Raw genomic sequence first — 16,698 nt, 5'->3', positions numbered from 1 at the left:
CAGGGGGGACCCTGTGGGAGAGTAGGACGCCGCCGAACAATCATTGTGGAAAAGCCCCGTACCGGGATCCGGTACGGGGCTTTTCTGCGTTTACGGGAATCTTTTGCGTAGGGTCGGGACCATGGGCTACGACCTCGTCATCTTCGACAACGACGGCGTGCTGGTGGACAGTGAGCCGGTCGCCAACAGCATCCTCGCCGGATACCTGACCGAGTTGGGGCACCCCACCTCGTACGAGGACTCGATCCGCGACTACATGGGCTCCGCCGTGCACCGGGTGCACGATCTCGTGCTCGAGCGGACCGGCCGGCGGCTGCCCGCCGCGTTCGACGCGACCCTGCACGCGCGGACCTTCGCCGCGTTCGAGCGGGAGCTGGCACCCGTCGCCGGCGTGGTCGACGTACTCGGCGCGCTGACCGCCCACGGGGTGCCCTACTGCCTGGCCTCCTCCGGCAGTCACGAGCGGATCCGGGTCGGGCACCGGGCGGCCGGGCTCGACGGGTGGTTCGAAGAGGAGTGGATCTTCAGCTCGCAGGACGTGGGCAAGGGGAAGCCCGCTCCCGATCTGTTCCTGCACGCGGCCCGGGCCATGGGCGTCGCGCCGTCGCGGTGCGTGGTGATCGAGGACAGTCCGCTCGGGGTGCAGGCAGCCGTCGCCGCCGGGATGGACGTGTACGGGTTCACCGGGATGATGTCCGCCGAGCGGCTGGCCGGGGCCACCGGCTTCTTCGGGGAGATGAAGGAGCTGACGGGGCTTCTGGAACTGCCTGTGTGATCTCTCTACCCATGGGTAGCCCGCGGGCCTACGCTGTGCCGCCATGACAGAAGACGTACGGCTGCGCCGGGGGCGGGGCTCCCTGGGGTTCAGCTTCTTCGTGCAGGGCGTGACCTTCGCCCTCCTCGTGACGCGGATCCCCGCCATCCAGGACCGGTACGGGATATCCGACGGGCTGCTGCCCGCCTTCCTCGCCGCCGTACCGGTGCTCGCCGGGGTCTCCAGCGTCGCCACCGAGCACCTCGTCAAGCGGGTCGGGCCCGCCGCCGTACTGCGCTGGGCGCAGCCGCTGGTCCTGCTCTCGCTGCTGGGGGTCGGGGCCGGCGGTCAGATGTGGCACGTGGCGGTGGCGCTCGGGGCGTTCGGGCTGTCCGTCGGCGCGCTGGACGCCTCGATGAACATGCTCGGGGTCAGCCTGCAGCGGGCGTACGGGCGCAGCATCATGCTCGGCTTCCACGCCGCGTACAGCCTCGGCGGGATCGTCGGGGCGTCCGCCGCCTGGGCGGGGGCGCACTGGCACCTGTCGCTGTTCACCTCGTACCTGCCGGCGGTGGTCGTACTGCTGCCGGTCGCCCTCTACGGGAGCCGGTTCTACGTCGACCAGCGGGACATGGGGGACCAGGTCCCCGAGAAGGGTCTGGGGGCCGGCGGGTTCAAGCTGCTGCTGCCGCTGTGCCTGGTGATGGCGTGTGCGTACATCGGGGACTCGACCGTTTCGAACTGGAGCGCCAAGTACCTCCAGGACGTGCTGGGGAGCTCGGAGCAGCTGGCGACGGTCCCGTACAACGTGTACATGGTCACCACGCTGATCGGGCGGGCCGTCGGGGACCTGGGCGTGCGGCGCTTCGGGGCGGTGGCCGTCGTACGGATCGGGACGCTTGTCGCGGCCGGCGGGTTCGCGGTGGTGGCGGCGGCCCCGGGGGCGTGGGCGGGGATGCTGGGGTTCACGCTGCTGGGGATCGGGCTGTGCGTGATCGTGCCGCAGACCTTCGCGGCCGCGGGGCGTCTCTTCCCGGGGGCTTCCGACACGGCCATCGCGCGGCTGAACATCTTCAATTACGTCGGCTTCCTGATCGGATCGCCGCTCGTCGGCGGGATCGGGGACGCCTGGAGCTACCGGGGCGCGATGCTCGTGCCGATGGCGCTGGTGCTCGTGACGCTCTTCCACGCCCGTTCGTTCGGCTCGGAGGGCGCCCGATACGGTGTCGGGCATGAGCGGCGAGCCGGTGACCGGGCTGTTGATGTGGGACGAGGCGGTAACGAGGTATGACTTCGGACCGAGCCATCCGATGGACCCGGTGCGCCTGGCGCTGACCATGGGCCTGGTGCGTGCCTTCGGGCTGGACCGGGAGATGGAGGTACGGGCGGCCCGCGCGGCGGGGGACTCCACGCTGCGGCTGGTCCACCGGGAGGACTACGTGGCCGCGGTGCGCGAGGTGTCCGCGGATCCGGGGGTGGCCGACGGGTCGTACGGGCTGGGGACGATGGACGATCCGGCCTTCCACGGGATGCACGAGGCGTCGGCGCTGATCGCGGGCCAGTCGGTGGCGGCCGCGGAGGCGGTCTGGCGCGGGGAGGCCGAGCACGCGGTGAACTTCGCGGGCGGGCTGCACCACGCGATGCCGGGCGGGGCCGCCGGGTTCTGCGTGTACAACGACGCGGCGCTGGCGATCGCGCGGCTGCTGGAGCTGGGGGCCGAGCGGGTCGCGTACGTGGATGTGGACGTGCACCACGGGGACGGGGTCCAGGCGGCGTTCTGGGACGATCCGCGGGTGCTGACGGTCTCCCTCCACGAGCATCCGCGGACGCTGTTCCCGCAGACCGGCTGGCCGGAGGAGACGGGCGGGCCGGCTGCGGAGGGCTCGGCGGTGAACGTGGCGCTGCCCGCCGGGACCGGGGACGAGGGGTGGCTGCGGGCCTTCCACGCGACGGTGCCCGAGCTGTTGGAGGACTTCCGGCCACAGGTGCTCGTGACCCAGCACGGGGCGGACACGCATTTCGAGGACCCGCTCGCGCATCTGGCGGTGTCGCTGGACGCGCAGCGGGCGGTGCAGGAGGCGTGTCACCGGCTGGCGCACGAGCATGCGGGGGGCCGGTGGCTGGCGCTGGGCGGCGGCGGGTACGCGGTCGTGGACGTCGTGCCGCGGTCGTGGACGCATCTGGTGGGGATCGCGGCGCACCATCCGGTGGACCCGGAGTCGGTGGTGCCGGAGGCGTGGCGGGACGAGGTGTACGCGCGGACGCGGCAGCCGGCGCCGGCGCGGATGACGGACGGGCGGACGGTCGCGTGGCGGGACTGGGCCGCGGGCTACGATCCGGCCGACCGGATCGATCAGGCCGTTCTGGCGACCCGGCGGGCGGTGTTCCCGTTGCGTGGCCTGCTCACGTAACGCCGGCACTCACGGCCTGGGAGCGGTGAAGCATCGTTACGCCAGGTGTTACGCCAAGTGTGGGGCTGTTCGCCGGAATTGATGATCCGCCAGGTCCGGTGCGGCAGCATCGGAGGGTGTTGAGCACCGGCGCGCTGCGTGCGCATTTGCTGGCCGCCCGGTTGGCCGGGCCCGTCGCCACGTCGCGGGAGGAGAGCCTGCGCAGTTACCGGTTGTTCGCGGCGCGGGATCCGCGGGTGATGCTGGGGCTGGATCCGGAGTGGGGCTGGGGCGAGGGTGACCTGCTGAGGCTGATGGCGGACAAGTGCGGGGTCTCGGCGGACCCTGCGCACGTCAGCGGGCCGGACGTGATCGATCCGGAGCTGACGCTCGCGGCGTTGGAGGCGTTCGCGGAGCGGCTGGGCGAGGCGGCCGGGGCGCGGTCGCCCGTGTTGTTCGGGACGGGGCATCCGCACCGTCTCCTGGGGTTCTACGCCAGTTTGGCGCGGGCCCTGTCGGCGGTGGGATGTGTTGTGCTCACTCCGGCGCAGGGGGCCGGTGTCGACATGGCGACCCGGTTCGGCGTACGCAGGCACAGCATCGATTACGTACGGGGAGTCGCGTTGGTGCGGGAACCCGGCGCGCGGCCGCCGGGGAGTGCGACCGGCGTGCACACCCATTCACCCCTGCCGGTTCGGCTCGCTCTGGGGGAGCTCGCGGAGGCCGGCGGGCCGTTGCCGGAATTGGTGGTGGGGGATCACGGGTGGGTCTGCGGCGCAGGTCAGCTCGGTGTGGAGGCGATCGGGCTGGCGGATACGGACGACCCGGCGCTGTTCGTCGGCGAGGCGGAGGGGCGGGTGGCGGTGACTGTTCCGCTTGATGACGCGGTGCGCGCGGACTACTACAGACCGCTCATTCGGTATCTACTCGATCGGGCGAGTCTGCCGGGTGCGCAGGAGTGGCCGTAGCTCCTCTTCCCCACTCGTATCACACGCCCCTACTCTGAGGAGTGAGCGTGCGACGACGAGGAGTAACCGGAGGGGAAGCCGGTGCCCGTCATGCGCGGAAGGTCAAGGTGTGTCATGGCTGCTGGCGAGAGGCCTCTCAGCGAGGTCGTGTTCCTGACCGTGGCAGAGGTTGCCTCGGTGATGCGAGTGTCGAAGATGACCGTGTACCGCCTGGTGCACAACGGTCATCTGCCCGCAATCCGGGTGGGCCGGTCCTTCCGGGTCCCCGAGAACGCGGTTCACGAGTACCTCCGAGAGTCCTATGTGGGGGTGGAGTCGGCCTGAGACTGAAGCTCCGGCGAACTCTCCGAACCCCTCGGATTACAGGCTCAGAGCTCGGGCGGGTAGGCTAGGCCGACGTAGGTCGTGTGGGCCCAGACGCCCCGCACCGTTCCCCGCTGGCGCGGGGATGTTCCGAGAAGTGAGCGAGGGTAGTCGTGGGCTCTGTTATCAAGAAGCGGCGTAAGCGGATGGCCAAGAAGAAGCACCGCAAGCTGCTCAAGCGCACCCGCGTCCAGCGCCGTAACAAGAAGTAAACGGCAGCTGTACGTGTTCTCCGCAGCCCCTCCACCATCCTTTGGTGGAGGGGCTGCGGTGTAGCCGGGGGACGACGAGGAAGGCGCTGAGCTCGTGGGGAAGGTCGTGCTCGTTACCGGGGCAGCCCGGCAGCTGGGGGGCCGCTTCGTGCGGCGGGTCCAGCGTGATCCCGAGGTCGAGCGGGTCATCGCGGTCGACGCGGTCGCGCCGCCGCACCGGCTGGGCTCGGCGGAGTTCGTCCGTACGGACATCCGGCAGTCGTCCATCGCCCGGGTGCTCGCCGAGCACGCCGTGGACACGGTGGTCCATCTCGCCGTGACCGGGAGCGGAGCGGGGCCGGGCGGCTCGGGGAGTGCCGTCAAGGAGACCAACGTCATCGGCACGATGCAGCTGCTGGGGGCCTGCCAGAAGTCGCCGACGGTACGGCGGCTGGTGGTGAAGTCAAGCACGAGCGTGTACGGGGGCGCCTCGCGGGATCCGGCCGTTTTCACGGAGACCACGCACCCCAAGTCGCTGCCGGCGGCGGGCTTCGCCAAGGACGCCGTCGAGGTCGAGTCGTACGTACGGGGCTTCGCGCGCAGGCGGCCCGACGTGGCGGTGTGCGTGCTGCGGTTCGCGAACATCCTGGGTCCGTACGCGGACTCCTCGCTCGCCGAATACTTCTCGATGTCCGTGATGCCGACGGTGCTGGGGTACGACCCGCGGCTGCAGTTCGTCCACGAGGACGACGTGCTGGACGTGCTGCGGCTGGCGGCGGCGGAGCCCCAGCGCGGGACGCTGAACAGCGGGACCTTCAACATCGCGGGTGACGGGGTGCTGTTGCTGTCGCAGTGCGCGCGGCGGCTGGGGCGGCCGACGGTGCCGCTGCTGCTGCCCGCGGTGACGTGGGTGGGGTCGGCGCTGCGGGCGGTGGGGCTCACCGATTTCTCGCCGGAGCAGATCAGACTCCTCACGCACGGGCGGGTCGTGGAGACCTCCCAGATGCGGGAGGTGCTGGGATTCAAGCCCATGTACACGACCGCCGAGACGTTCGCCGATTTCGCGCGCAGCCGGGGGAACGGGCTGCTGCCGCCGGAGCGCGCGGGGAAGGCCGTGGACCGGGTGGCCGCCGCGCTGAAGGTGGACGGCCTGAACGTGAACGTCGGGGTTGCCGGAGCCGAAGAGGGAGCGCAGCGATAGTGGCGGACGCCAAGGTCATTCCGTTCGACGAGGACCGGCAGCGCCGGCGGATCGCCGGGACCCGGAGAGTACGGGCGGTGCCCGCGCCGGAGCGGGTGGCGGAGGCCGCGGAGCCGGCTTCGGCGGAGCCCGCTCCCGCGGAGTCCGGCGGGGCCGCGTGGGACCGGAGGATCGCGGGCGGCTTGGCCTTCCTGCGGCGGCGGGTCACCGGGGACTACGAGGTCGACGAGTTCGGCTACGACAAGGAGCTGACGGACCAGGTCCTGATGTCCCTGATGCGGCCGCTGTTCGACAAGTACTTCCGGGTCGAGGTCAAGGGCATCGAGAACATCCCGGCCGAGGGCGGGGCGCTGATCGTGGCGAACCACTCCGGGACGCTGCCGCTGGACGGGCTGATGATGCAGGTGGCGGTCCACGACCACCACCCGGCGCAGCGGCACCTGCGGCTGCTGGCGGCGGACCTGGTGTTCATGCTGCCGGTGGTGAACGAGCTGGCGCGCAAGGCCGGGCACACGCTGGCGTGCTCGGAGGACGCGCAGCGGCTGCTCGAGGCGGGGGAACTGGTCGGGGTGATGCCGGAGGGCTTCAAGGGGATAGGGAAGCCGTTCGGAGACCGATACAAGCTCCAGCGGTTCGGGCGCGGGGGGTTCGTGTCGACGGCACTGCGGGCGGGGACGCCGATCGTGCCGTGCTCGATCGTCGGGGCGGAAGAGATCTACCCGATGGTCGGCAACGCGAAGACCCTCGCCCGGCTGTTGGGGGTTCCGTACTTCCCGATCACGCCGACGTTCCCCTGGCTGGGGCCGCTGGGGGCGGTGCCGCTGCCGACGAAGTGGACGATCCAGTTCGGCGAGCCGATCGCGACGGACGGATATCCGCCGGAGGCGGCGGAGGACCCGATGCTGATGTTCAACCTGACGGACGAGGTCCGCGAGCAGATCCAGCACACCTTGTACAAGCTGCTGGTGCAGCGCAGGTCCGTGTTCTTCTGAGTTCTTCTGACGGGGTGGGCCGCTGCCGGTCGGGTGGGCCGGGCCTCCGGCCTCGACGGACGGAGTCCGGCGCGGCCGGCCGAAGCCCGCGGGAGCGGTGCGAGGCCGGCGGACGGAGGGGCCAAGCTGCTGGTGCAGCGGCGGTCCGTGTTCTTCTGAGGGTGTTTCATGGCGCAGGCCCTACCCCCAACGGGGATAGGGCCTGCGGCCGTTCCGGCTGTTACTCGGCGTCCTCCGCCTTGAGGCCCAGGCCCGGGAGGAGGCCCGGGAGGAGGGGCGGCAGGGTGATGTCCGGCTGTACGTGCTCCGGAGAGGACGAGGACCCCGGGGTGTTCTGACCCGCGGGCGGGTTCAGGAGGTCGCCCGTGCCGCCCAGGAGCCCGCCGGGCGCCGGTGAGGGCTTGCCGCCGGTGGTCGCGGGCGGGGTCGGGCTCGGCGAGGGCGCGCCCGCCGCCGGTGCGGACTGGTGCTGCCCGGCCGGAGCGCTCGGCTTGGCCGGGGCACCGGATCCGCGGGGCTGCTCCGGTGCCTTGGGGAGCAGGCTCTGGAGGGGCGCCACGTCATCGTCTATGGCCTGGAAGACCGACTCGACCTCCCCGCCCACATCGGTGAGCTGCGCCGGGAGCTTGTCCCGGAGCCGGCCCCACGCGTCGCGGTGCGAGCGGGAGAACGACGACAGCGCCTGGATCGGGCCGAGCGAGCCGTCCCGTTGGTAGGCCGCCTGGAGGAGCCGGTGGCCCTCCGCCGCGTCGTGCTTCATGCCCGCCAGGGCCCGGCGGATCTCGCCGAGCGACTCGTGGTCCAGTACGCCCGTCCGCCCGCGCTCCATCAGCCTGCGGGCCTCCGACAGGCGGTTGGAGGCCTGGTCCAGATAGAGCTCGCCGCGGTCCGCGTCCTCGTCGGCCATGCCGAGCTTCAGGTCCTCCATGCCCCGTTTGATCGGGTAGAGGGAGTCACCCGGCAGGGCGTCCGTGCTGGCAGCGGCCACGCCGCTGAAGGCCCCCGCGGCCACACCTACGGTGAGGCCGCCCGCTGCGATGCCCTTGGACCAGCGGGAGCGGGGCCGCAATTTCCGGAGCGAGGTCGCCCGGTGGGCGCCGCGGCCGGTCCGCTGCTCGGGCACCTGAGGGTCCGACGCGGCACCGCCCCCGGCCCTCTCTTCCATCACCATGGTCTCCATGGCGGCCACGAGCTGGGCTCGTTGCACCACTTTGACCTCGGGGTCCAGCACCGGGCGCGGCATTCTTTCGCCGAGCGCGCTCGCCAGGGCCAACAACCGGTCGTGGTCGGCAGGTTCGGCAGGTGCCTCGGACTGCTCGGCCGCCGGGTCCGGTTCCGAAAGGTCGGATGGGGTCCGATCCTCCAGGGCCTGGGCGAAGGCGTTCGCCCGCCGGTGCGGAGTCACGTTCGCGATCACTGGCGGCACCTCCTCTCGTCATGACGATCGACTCCCCAAGGTGTCCGGAAGGTTGCCTTCCTTGAGCACATCCACACTTTCGAGTGAGCGGCTTCGGGCAAGGCGTATCCACAGGGAGCCTGCATTCCGCACAACGAGCGGCGCGGCACTTGGGTTACGGACGAAGGATGATCGGACCACAGCGTCATCGAGGGGTCACCGGTTGTGTGGATTGTCAGTGTCAGGAGGGTCGGACGGTGCGGGGGGTGTGCGCGGCGTGGGGGGAGCCGCGGGTGGAGGCGCCCGGTGGCGGCGGTGCGGGGCCGGTCGGAGGTCAGCGGGCGTCGTCCGGGAGCAGGCGGGCCAGGGTGCGGACGGCCCGGTACTGGAGCGTCTTGATGGCGCCCTCGTTCTTCCCCATCACCCGGGCGGTCTCGGCGACCGACAGGCCTTGGAGGAACCGCAGGGTGACGCACTCCTGCTGCTGGGGATTGAGCTTGCGTACGGCTTCCAGCAGGGCGGCGTTGGAGAGGGACTCCAGGACCGAGTCCTCGGGGGATCGTTCCACCTCGTTCGCGTCCAGCATCTCGCCCGTGGTCACTTCCAGGCGGAAGCGGCTGGACTTGAAGTGGTCCGCGACCAGGTTGCGGGCGATCGTCACGAGCCAGGCGCCGAAGTCGCGGCCCTGCCAGGTGAAGGTGGAGATGCGGCGCAGCGCGCGCAGGAAGGTCTCGCTGGTGAGATCCTCCGCGGTCGCCTTGCCGCCGACGCGGTAGTAGATGTAGCGGTAGACCGTGTCGCTGTACTGGTCGTACAGCCGGCCGAAGGCCTCGGCCTCGCCGGCCTGGGCGCGTTCGACCAGGTCCATCATGCGGGCCTGGTCGCTGTCCGCGGTGGGGCGGCGGGCGGCGGGCGCGCTCGTGCCGGTGGCGCCTCCTCCCGTACGACCGCGTCTGCCCACCGTCGCTCCGCCGTCGGTCAGGGCATAGCAAGGACCGGCCGGGCCGAGGCCGGCCGGGACCGCGGCGAAGGCGGGGACGGCGTACGCGGTGGGGACGAAGCCGCGCAGGTGGTCGAGGACCGTTGCGCGCAGCGTAGCCAGGCCCGAGGCGTCAACCCCGACAGGTGGGTACACGGGACTCCCAGAGGCAGAGCTTCCATCACGTGCAGTGCGGGACCGTTCACCCGTCGTGGCGACAGATGGCCGGTGGCATGCGTTTGAGGAGAATAACGCTTCGTACAGGCAGCGCTACACCCAGTTGCTCAAATCACCGATTCCGACACTTCTGTTGCGTGTCGAAGGCATATTCAGTCGCAGTTGGTGATCGATTCTTGATCGGTTGAATACGCGGAATGGACGCTTCCACGCTGGCTCGCGACCGAGTCGGGCATGCGGGAGTGCCGCGCGGGGCGCGGGGGTAGAAGAGGGGAATGCCCGCCGCGCAGCGGACCGGGAGCCGACGGGAACGCGGCCCCGGCGGGCCCCCGGGCGGCCCCGGCGCAGGCGGAAGCCGGGCCGCGGCCGGGCGGCGGGGCGGGTGCGGCTACTTGCGGCGGCGGTGCAGGGCGATGGCGGCGGCTGCGCCGCCCGCGATCGCGCCGACGCCGGCGGCGGCCGGGACGCCGACCTTCACGGCCTTGCGGCCGGTCCGATAGTCGCGCAGCCGCCAGTCGTGTGCCCGGGCATGCTTGCGCAGTTTTGTGTCGGGATTGATCGCGTACGGATGCCCGACCAGCGACAGCATCGGAATGTCGTTGTGCGAATCGGAGTACGCGGCGCAGCGTTCGAGGTCGAGGCCCTCGGCGGCGGCCAGCGCGCGGACCGCCTCGGCCTTCGCGGGCCCGTGGAGCGGCTCGCCGACGAGCCGGCCGGTGTAGATGCCGTCGACGGACTCGGCGACCGTGCCGAGCGCCCCGGTCAGGCCGAGCCGGCGGGCGATGATCGTGGCGGTCTCGACGGGCGCGGCCGTGACGAGCCAGACCTTCTGGCCGGCGTCGAGGTGGGCCTGGGCCAGGGCGCGGGTGCCCGGCCAGATCCGCTCGGCCATGTACTCGTCGTAGATCTCCTCGCCGATCGCCATGAGTTCGCAGACCTTGTGGCCCTTGACGATGGAGAGGGCGCTGTCGCGGGCGTCCTGCATGTGCTCGGGGTCCTCGACCCCGGCGAGCCGGAACCAGGCCTGCTGCCAGGCGAAGCGGGCGAGTTCGCGGCGGTGGAAGAACTCCCGCTTGTAGAGGCCGCGGCCGAAGTGGAAGATCGCGGCGCCCTGCATGACGGTGTTGTCGAGGTCGAAGAAGGCGGCGGCCAGGTCGTCGCCGGCGACGGGGAACTCGGGCTCGGCCGGTTCCGCCTCCTCGGCTGCCTGCGCCGCGGTCTCCTCGGGCCCGGCCGGTGGTCCGGCCTCCGCCTCGAGGGCCTGCGCGGTCTTGCGGGCGGCCTCGGCCGAGGCCTCGCCTGCCAGCACGCTCCGCGCGGTGGCGGAGCGCCTACGGGGGGTGAGCCATCCCAGAGCGGCCATGACGCGAGCATAGCCATTGTGTTCGGGAGTTCCCGAACCGATGGGATGCCGGGGGCGTGAACTCTTCGGTGCCGTGGCGTGACGCGGTGGCGCGGGAGAATGGGGGGCATGAGCCCTTTGCTGCGCCGTAAGGAAAAGAAGCGTCCCGGCGAGCGGTTGGTCACGCTCATCGGGAAGCCGGGGTGCCATCTGTGCGATGACGCCCAAGAGGTGATCGAGAAGGTCTGCGCGGAAGTCGGAGCACAGTGGGAGAAGAAGGACATCTCGCAGGACGCGGAGCTCTACCGGCTGCACTGGGAGCAGATCCCGGTGGTGTTGGTGGACGGCGAACAGCACACCTTCTGGAGGGTGAACCCGGACCGGCTGCGTCGCGCATTGGAGGGGTGACCCTCCGGCCGGGTACCATCATGGGCGATTTGTGGGGTCTCGGGGGCGTATCGATGAGGAGTGTGTACCGTTTTGCACCCCTCGGGATTTGAACGGGTTCGGCGTGTTGTGGGTTCCCGTCCTCCAGGCCCGAGCCGCGTGACCCCGGTCACTTTGCTCGGACAAAGCGGACACAATCTTTGTGCACGCGTTCACAAAGACATAGCCTGCATTCGACGGGGCGGTCTTGGGACAAGTGACCGCCTGCAGCCCCGCTCATCCCGCAGGAGCATCGTGGCAACTGGCCGAACTCACCGACCGGCGACCCGCAGCCGAGGTATTCCCGAGGCCACTGTCGCCCGGCTTCCGCTGTACTTGCGCGCACTCACCGCGCTCTCCGAGCGATCGGTGCCCACGGTGTCCTCCGAGGAGCTCGCGGCAGCGGCCGGAGTCAACTCCGCCAAGCTCCGCAAGGACTTCTCCTACCTGGGTTCGTACGGGACGCGCGGCGTCGGCTACGACGTCGAGTACCTCGTCTACCAGATCTCCCGTGAACTCGGCCTGACGCAGGACTGGCCGGTCGTCATCGTCGGCATCGGCAACCTCGGCGCCGCCCTGGCCAACTACGGCGGCTTCTCCGCGCGCGGATTCCGCGTCGCGGCGCTCATCGACGCCGACCCGGCGATGGCCGGAAAGCCGGTCGCGGGCATGCCCGTGCAGCACACCGATGATCTGGAGAAGATCATCTCGGAGAACGGCGTCTCGATCGGCGTGATCGCGACCCCCGCGGGCGCGGCGCAGCAGGTCAGCGAGCGGCTGATCGCCGCCGGCGTCACCTCCATCCTGAACTTCGCGCCGACCGTGCTGTCCGTGCCGGACGGTGTGGACGTACGCAAGGTCGACCTGTCGATCGAGCTGCAGATCCTGGCGTTCCACGAGCAGCGCAAGGCCGGGGAGGAAGCGGCGGCCAACGCCACGCCTTCCTCGTCCTCTTCCTCCGCTGCTTCCGCCGTGTCCGGTGACATCGCCGAGACCGGTGCCGGTGCCGGTGCCGGTGCGGCCCCTGCCGCGGCCGTCGAGCCGCCCGCCGGACGGCCCGCCGCCGTCGCACGCAAGAGCGGCCCCGAGGGCGACGTTCCGGCGGTGATGCCGGCATGAGTCTGCTCGTCGTAGGGCTGAGCCACCGCAGCGCGCCGGTGAGCGTGCTCGAACGTGCCTCCCTGTCGGCCGACGCCAAGGTCAAGCTGGTGCACGACACCCTCGCCGCGGAGCCGGCGACGGAGGCGACGGTGCTCGCCACGTGCAACCGGATCGAGCTGTACGCGGACGTGGACAAGTTCCACGCCGGTGTGGCCGAGCTGTCGACCCTGCTCGCGCAGCACAGCGGCGTGGCTCTGGAGGAGCTCACTCCGTACCTGTACGTCCACTACGAGGACCGGGCCGTCCACCACCTGTTCTCGGTGGCGTGCGGGCTGGACTCGATGGTGATCGGCGAGGGCCAGATCCTCGGGCAGATCAAGGACGCGCTGGCGCTGGGGCAGGAGCTCCACAGCGCGGGCCGCCTGATCAACGACCTGTTCCAGCAGGCGCTGCGCGTCGGCAAGCGGGCGCACTCCGAGACCGGGATCGACCGCGCCGGGCAGTCGCTGGTGACCTTCGGGCTCGAGCAGCTGACCGCCGGGCGCGAGCCGGTGGACGTCTGGGCCAAGGACAAGCGGGCGCTGGTGATCGGTGCCGGGTCGATGTCCTCGCTGGCCGCCGCCACGCTGGCGCGGGTGGGCGTCGCCGAGATCGTCGTCGCGAACCGCACCGCGGAGCGGGCGGACCGTTTGGTCGAAATTCTGGTTGCCTCAGGCACTGGGGTGGTGGCCCGGTCCGTTCCGATGGCGTCGGTCGCCGATGAGCTGACACGAGTCGACGTCGTCGTGTCCTGCACCGGGGCCACCGGGCTGGTGCTGACCGGGGACCACGTCGCGGCCGCGGTGGCGGGTCCTGCGGGGCTCGTCCCCTCCCCGCCCCTTCCCGATGCCCGGGGGCTCCGCCCCCTGACCCCCGCGCCTCAAACGCCGGCGGAGCCGGATTCGGTCCTGGCGCGGCTCGTGGCCGCCGCCGAGGCCGGGGTGCGGCTTGCCGACGGCGGGGTGGCGCGGACCATCGTGCCCGGGGCCGACCGTGACGGGTGTCCCGTCGACGTGCCGGCCGGCGACGGGCGGGCCGCGCTCACCGGGGTCGACGCCAACTCCCTCGAGCTGCACGGCACATGGGCCGACCAGGGCGAGGCCACCGCGCAGCGGCAGCCCCGCAAGGGCGCCCGCAGCCAGGTCGACGTGGCCCCCGTACGGCTGGCCCTGCTGGACCTGGCCATGCCGCGCGACATCGACGCCGCCGTGCACCGGATCCCGGGCGTGCGGCTCGTCGACATCGAATCGCTCGCCGAAGCATCGGCCGACGCGCCGATGGCGGCCGACGTGGACGCCGTACGCGGCATAGTCGCCGAAGAGGTGGCGGCCTTCGGCGCCGCGCAGCGGGCCGCGCACATCACGCCGACCGTCGTCGCCCTGCGCGCGATGGCCGCCGAGGTCGTGGCCATGGAAGTGGCACGGCTCGACGGGCGGCTCCCGGACTTGGACGAGCGGCAGCGGGCCGAGGTCACCCAGACCGTGCGCCGTGTCGTCGACAAGCTCCTCCACGCGCCGACCGTGCGCGTCAAGCAGCTCGCCAGCGAGCCCGGCGGCGCCGGGTACGCCGAGGCACTGCGCGAACTCTTCGACCTCGACCCGCAGACGGTGGCCTCCGTCAGCCGGGCGGACGCGGCCGGCCAGGCCGGACAGGTCGACCAGGCCGGACAGGCCGACAAGAACGACGACTCAGGACGGGCATCATGAATCCACGTCTCGACCAGCCCCTGCGGCTCGGCACGCGGCGCAGCAAGCTGGCCATGTCCCAGTCCGGCCATGTCGCCGACGCGGTAAGGGCGATCACCGGCCGGCCCGTCGAGCTCGTGGAGATCACGACCTACGGTGACGTGTCCCGTGAGCACCTCGCGCAGATCGGCGGCACCGGCGTGTTCGTCACCGCGCTGCGCGACGCGCTGGTGCGCGGCGAGGTCGACTTCGCCGTCCACTCGCTGAAGGACCTGCCGACCACGCAGCCCGAGGAGCTCGTGATCGCGGCCATGCCGCTGCGCGAGGACCCGCGCGACGCGCTCGTCGCCCGCGACGGCCTGACCTTCGAGCAGCTGCCCGACGGCGCCCGTATCGGTACCGGGTCTCCGCGCCGCATGGCGCAGCTCAACCACTACGCGCGCACCCTCGGGAAGCGCATCGAGACCGTCGCCATCCGGGGGAACGTCGACACCCGGATCGGCTTCGTGCGCGACGGCGAGCTGGATGCCGTCGTCCTCGCCGCCGCCGGGCTGAACCGGATCGGCCGCAGCGCCGAGGCGACCGACTTCCTGTCGGTCGACAACGTGCTGCCCGCTCCCGGCCAGGGTGCCCTGGCCGTGGAGTGCCTCGCGTCCGACGCGGAGCTCATCGCTTCGCTCGCCGAGCTCGACGACCCGCACACCCGGGCCGCCGTGACCGCCGAGCGTTCCCTGCTCGCCGCCCTGGAGGCCGGCTGCAGTGCACCTGTGGGTGCGCTCGCCGATCTGCTGGCCGACGGCCAGGTTGTCAATGAAATGCGCCTGCGCGGCGTCGTCGGTACCCTCGACGGTTCGACGCTCGTGCAGCTGTCCACCACCGGTCCCGTGCCCCAGTCGTACGACGAGGCCATGGCGCTCGGCCGCGAACTCGCGGACGAGATGCTGGCCAAGGGCGCGGCCGGTCTGATGGGGGAGCGATCGCTTTGAACCCCTCACGTCCGACCACCTCCGCTTTTCCGGTCGTCGCCGCGCACGGGCACGTCACCTTCCTCGGTGCCGGCCCCGGCGACCCGGGTCTGCTGACGCTCCGCGCCGTCGAGGCGCTCGCGGCCGCGGACGTACTGATCGCGGAGCCCGAGGTGCTCGAGGTCGTACGCACGCATGCGCGCGCGGGAGTGGACACGCCACAGCTGACGATTGCTGACGAAGTGTCAGCAGCCGCCGGTGTCCCGGTGATCCGGGACGCATCCAATCTTGTCATGGAGGCCGCGCGCTCCGGCAGGCGGGTCGTCCGTGCCGTCACCGGCGACCCCGGGCTCGACGGCAACGCGGCCGAGGAGATGCTCGCCTGCGCCACCGGCGGCATCCCCTTCGAGGTGGTGCCCGGTGTCGCGACCGCCGTCGGCGTGCCCGCGTACGCAGGTGTGCCGCTGCGGGGCGGCCGAGGCGACGCCGGTACGGACGTGCGGTTCGTGGACGCGCGGGGCGCCTCCGCCCGCTGCTGGAGCGAGGTCGGCGCCAGCGACGGCACCCTCGTCGTCTCCGCGACGCTGGAGACCGTCTCGAGCGCCGCCGCCGAGCTGGTGTCCGCCGGGCGCAAGCCCGACACCCCGCTCACGGTGACGGTCGCCGGTACGACGACCCGCCAGCGGACCTGGAACGCCACCCTCGGGACCATCGCCCAGGTGTTCAAGCAGGGCAAGGTGCTCCCGTCGCCCGAGGGCGCCCGGCCGGTCATAGCCGTGGTCGGTGAGCACGGCGCCGCCGCGCGGCGCGAGGAGCTGGCCTGGTTCGAGTCGAAGCCGCTGTTCGGCTGGCGGGTCCTCGTACCGCGTACCAAGGAGCAGGCCGCTTCGCTCTCCGACCAGCTGCGTTCGTATGGCGCGGTGCCGCACGAGGTGCCGACCATCGCCGTGGAACCGCCGCGCACCCCGCAGCAGATGGAGCGCGCGGTCAAGGGCCTGGTCACGGGCCGCTACGAGTGGATCGCCTTCACCAGCGTGAACGCGGTGAAGGCCGTCCGGGAGAAGTTCGAGGAGTACGGGCTCGACGCCCGTGCCTTCGCGGGCATCAAGGTCGCCGCCGTGGGCGAGCAGACCGCCGCCGCGCTGGTCGAGTTCGGCGTCAAGCCGGACCTGGTGCCGAGCGGGGAGCAGTCCGCGGCCGGGCTGCTGGAGGACTGGCCGCCGTACGACCCGGTCTTCGACCCGATCGACCGCGTCTTCCTGCCGCGCGCCGACATCGCCACCGAGACCCTGGTGGCCGGGCTGATAGAGCTGGGCTGGGAGGTCGACGACGTCACGGCCTACCGGACCGTGCGCGCGTCGCCGCCGCCGGCGGACACGCGCGAGGCGATCAAGGGCGGCGGCTTCGACGCCGTTCTCTTCACGTCGTCCTCGACGGTGCGCAACCTCGTCGGCATCGCCGGCAAGCCGCACAACGTGACCGTCATCGCGTGCATCGGGCCGGCCACGGCCAAGACGGCGGAGGAGCACGGCCTGCGGGTCGACGTCCTGTCGCCGGAGCCGAGCGTGAGCAAGCTGGCGGAGGCCCTGGCCGAGTACGGCGCGGCGCGCCGCGAGGCGGCCAAGGAGGCCGGCGAGTCGGTGTCCCGCCCGAGCGAGCGCCGGCCGGGCGCGCGGCGGAGGCGTACCACCTGACCGGTGGGCGGACGTTGACCAGGGCCCGGGTGCAG

16 protein-coding genes are annotated in these 16,698 nt (G+C 71.6%); 13 read left to right on the top strand and 3 right to left on the bottom strand.

The genetic code is table 11. From position 1 onward, the window contains the following. Positions 1-121 precede the first annotated feature (121 nt). The 8 genes from ACZ49B_RS30805 to ACZ49B_RS30770 all read left to right on the top strand — a co-directional run bounded on the left by ACZ49B_RS30805 (position 122) and on the right by ACZ49B_RS30770 (position 6,859). Positions 122-775: an HAD family hydrolase gene (locus tag ACZ49B_RS30805; RefSeq protein ID WP_468312078.1), complete on the top strand. Its 654-nt coding sequence runs from the start codon at positions 122-124 to the stop codon at positions 773-775. A gap of 43 nt (positions 776-818) precedes the next feature. Beyond that, positions 819-2,045, top strand: coding sequence for an MFS transporter (locus tag ACZ49B_RS30800; protein ID WP_468312075.1), 1,227 nt, complete (start codon positions 819-821; stop codon positions 2,043-2,045). Continuing rightward, complete coding sequence (locus tag ACZ49B_RS30795; RefSeq protein WP_468312087.1) at positions 2,017-3,165, top strand: acetoin utilization protein AcuC; 1,149 nt, start codon at positions 2,017-2,019, stop codon at positions 3,163-3,165. The genes ACZ49B_RS30800 and ACZ49B_RS30795 overlap by 29 nt, the downstream gene beginning before the upstream one ends. Positions 3,166-3,281: 116 nt before the next feature. Continuing rightward, entirely contained in the window at positions 3,282-4,112 is an 831-nt protein-coding gene (locus tag ACZ49B_RS30790) for a phosphatase (protein WP_468312073.1), read from the top strand. A gap of 114 nt (positions 4,113-4,226) precedes the next feature. Continuing rightward, on the top strand, positions 4,227-4,436 hold the full coding sequence (locus ACZ49B_RS30785) for a helix-turn-helix domain-containing protein (protein WP_158708561.1): 210 nt from the start codon (positions 4,227-4,229) through the stop codon (positions 4,434-4,436). Between the two features lie 152 nt (positions 4,437-4,588). Further along, complete coding sequence (locus tag ACZ49B_RS30780) at positions 4,589-4,687, top strand: 30S ribosomal protein bS22 (RefSeq protein ID WP_003948845.1); 99 nt, start codon at positions 4,589-4,591, stop codon at positions 4,685-4,687. A gap of 94 nt (positions 4,688-4,781) precedes the next feature. Further along, positions 4,782-5,867, top strand: a complete 1,086-nt coding sequence (locus tag ACZ49B_RS30775) for an NAD-dependent epimerase/dehydratase family protein (protein WP_468312071.1) — start codon at positions 4,782-4,784, stop codon at positions 5,865-5,867. Further along, complete coding sequence (locus ACZ49B_RS30770; protein ID WP_468312069.1) at positions 5,867-6,859, top strand: lysophospholipid acyltransferase family protein; 993 nt, start codon at positions 5,867-5,869, stop codon at positions 6,857-6,859. Before ACZ49B_RS30775 ends, ACZ49B_RS30770 begins: the two co-directional genes overlap by 1 nt. A gap of 220 nt (positions 6,860-7,079) precedes the next feature. Here the strand turns inward: ACZ49B_RS30770 and ACZ49B_RS30765 are convergent, their stop codons facing one another. The 3 genes from ACZ49B_RS30765 to ACZ49B_RS30755 all read right to left on the bottom strand — a co-directional run bounded on the left by ACZ49B_RS30765 (position 7,080) and on the right by ACZ49B_RS30755 (position 10,774). Beyond that, on the bottom strand, positions 7,080-8,276 hold the full coding sequence (locus ACZ49B_RS30765; protein WP_468312067.1) for a DUF5667 domain-containing protein: 1,197 nt from the start codon (positions 8,274-8,276) through the stop codon (positions 7,080-7,082). Positions 8,277-8,589: 313 nt separating this feature from the next. Continuing rightward, the gene (locus ACZ49B_RS30760) at positions 8,590-9,390 is read right to left on the bottom strand and encodes an ECF subfamily RNA polymerase sigma factor, BldN family (protein ID WP_468312065.1); all 801 of its coding nucleotides are present in this window, start codon (positions 9,388-9,390) and stop codon (positions 8,590-8,592) included. A gap of 409 nt (positions 9,391-9,799) precedes the next feature. Then, on the bottom strand, positions 9,800-10,774 hold the full coding sequence (locus ACZ49B_RS30755) for an HAD family hydrolase (RefSeq protein ID WP_468312064.1): 975 nt from the start codon (positions 10,772-10,774) through the stop codon (positions 9,800-9,802). Between the two features lie 99 nt (positions 10,775-10,873). On the opposite strand from ACZ49B_RS30755, the gene ACZ49B_RS30750 reads away from it, so the two are divergent. From ACZ49B_RS30750 to ACZ49B_RS30730, 5 genes are all read left to right on the top strand, one after another. Beyond that, the gene (locus ACZ49B_RS30750; RefSeq protein WP_078988135.1) at positions 10,874-11,161 is read left to right on the top strand and encodes a glutaredoxin family protein; all 288 of its coding nucleotides are present in this window, start codon (positions 10,874-10,876) and stop codon (positions 11,159-11,161) included. Positions 11,162-11,434: 273 nt separating this feature from the next. Continuing rightward, positions 11,435-12,298, top strand: coding sequence for a redox-sensing transcriptional repressor Rex (locus ACZ49B_RS30745; protein WP_468312062.1), 864 nt, complete (start codon positions 11,435-11,437; stop codon positions 12,296-12,298). Beyond that, positions 12,295-14,025 carry a glutamyl-tRNA reductase gene (locus ACZ49B_RS30740; protein ID WP_468312060.1) on the top strand — a complete coding sequence of 577 codons (1,731 nt, stop codon included), beginning with the start codon at positions 12,295-12,297 and terminating at the stop codon, positions 14,023-14,025. Before ACZ49B_RS30745 ends, ACZ49B_RS30740 begins: the two co-directional genes overlap by 4 nt. Next, positions 14,022-14,990 (top strand): hydroxymethylbilane synthase, encoded by a 969-nt coding sequence (hemC, locus tag ACZ49B_RS30735; RefSeq protein ID WP_468312059.1) that lies wholly within the window; start codon positions 14,022-14,024, stop codon positions 14,988-14,990. The genes ACZ49B_RS30740 and hemC overlap by 4 nt, the downstream gene beginning before the upstream one ends. Continuing rightward, entirely contained in the window at positions 14,987-16,663 is a 1,677-nt protein-coding gene (locus ACZ49B_RS30730) for a bifunctional uroporphyrinogen-III C-methyltransferase/uroporphyrinogen-III synthase (protein WP_468312057.1), read from the top strand. Before hemC ends, ACZ49B_RS30730 begins: the two co-directional genes overlap by 4 nt. The last annotated feature ends 35 nt before the right edge of the window (positions 16,664-16,698 follow it).

Source organism: Streptomyces sp. NPDC031132, from assembly GCF_055570595.1.
The sequence above is the reverse complement of the archived record's forward strand: the minus strand, read 5'-3'. Positions and strand labels throughout refer to the sequence as shown.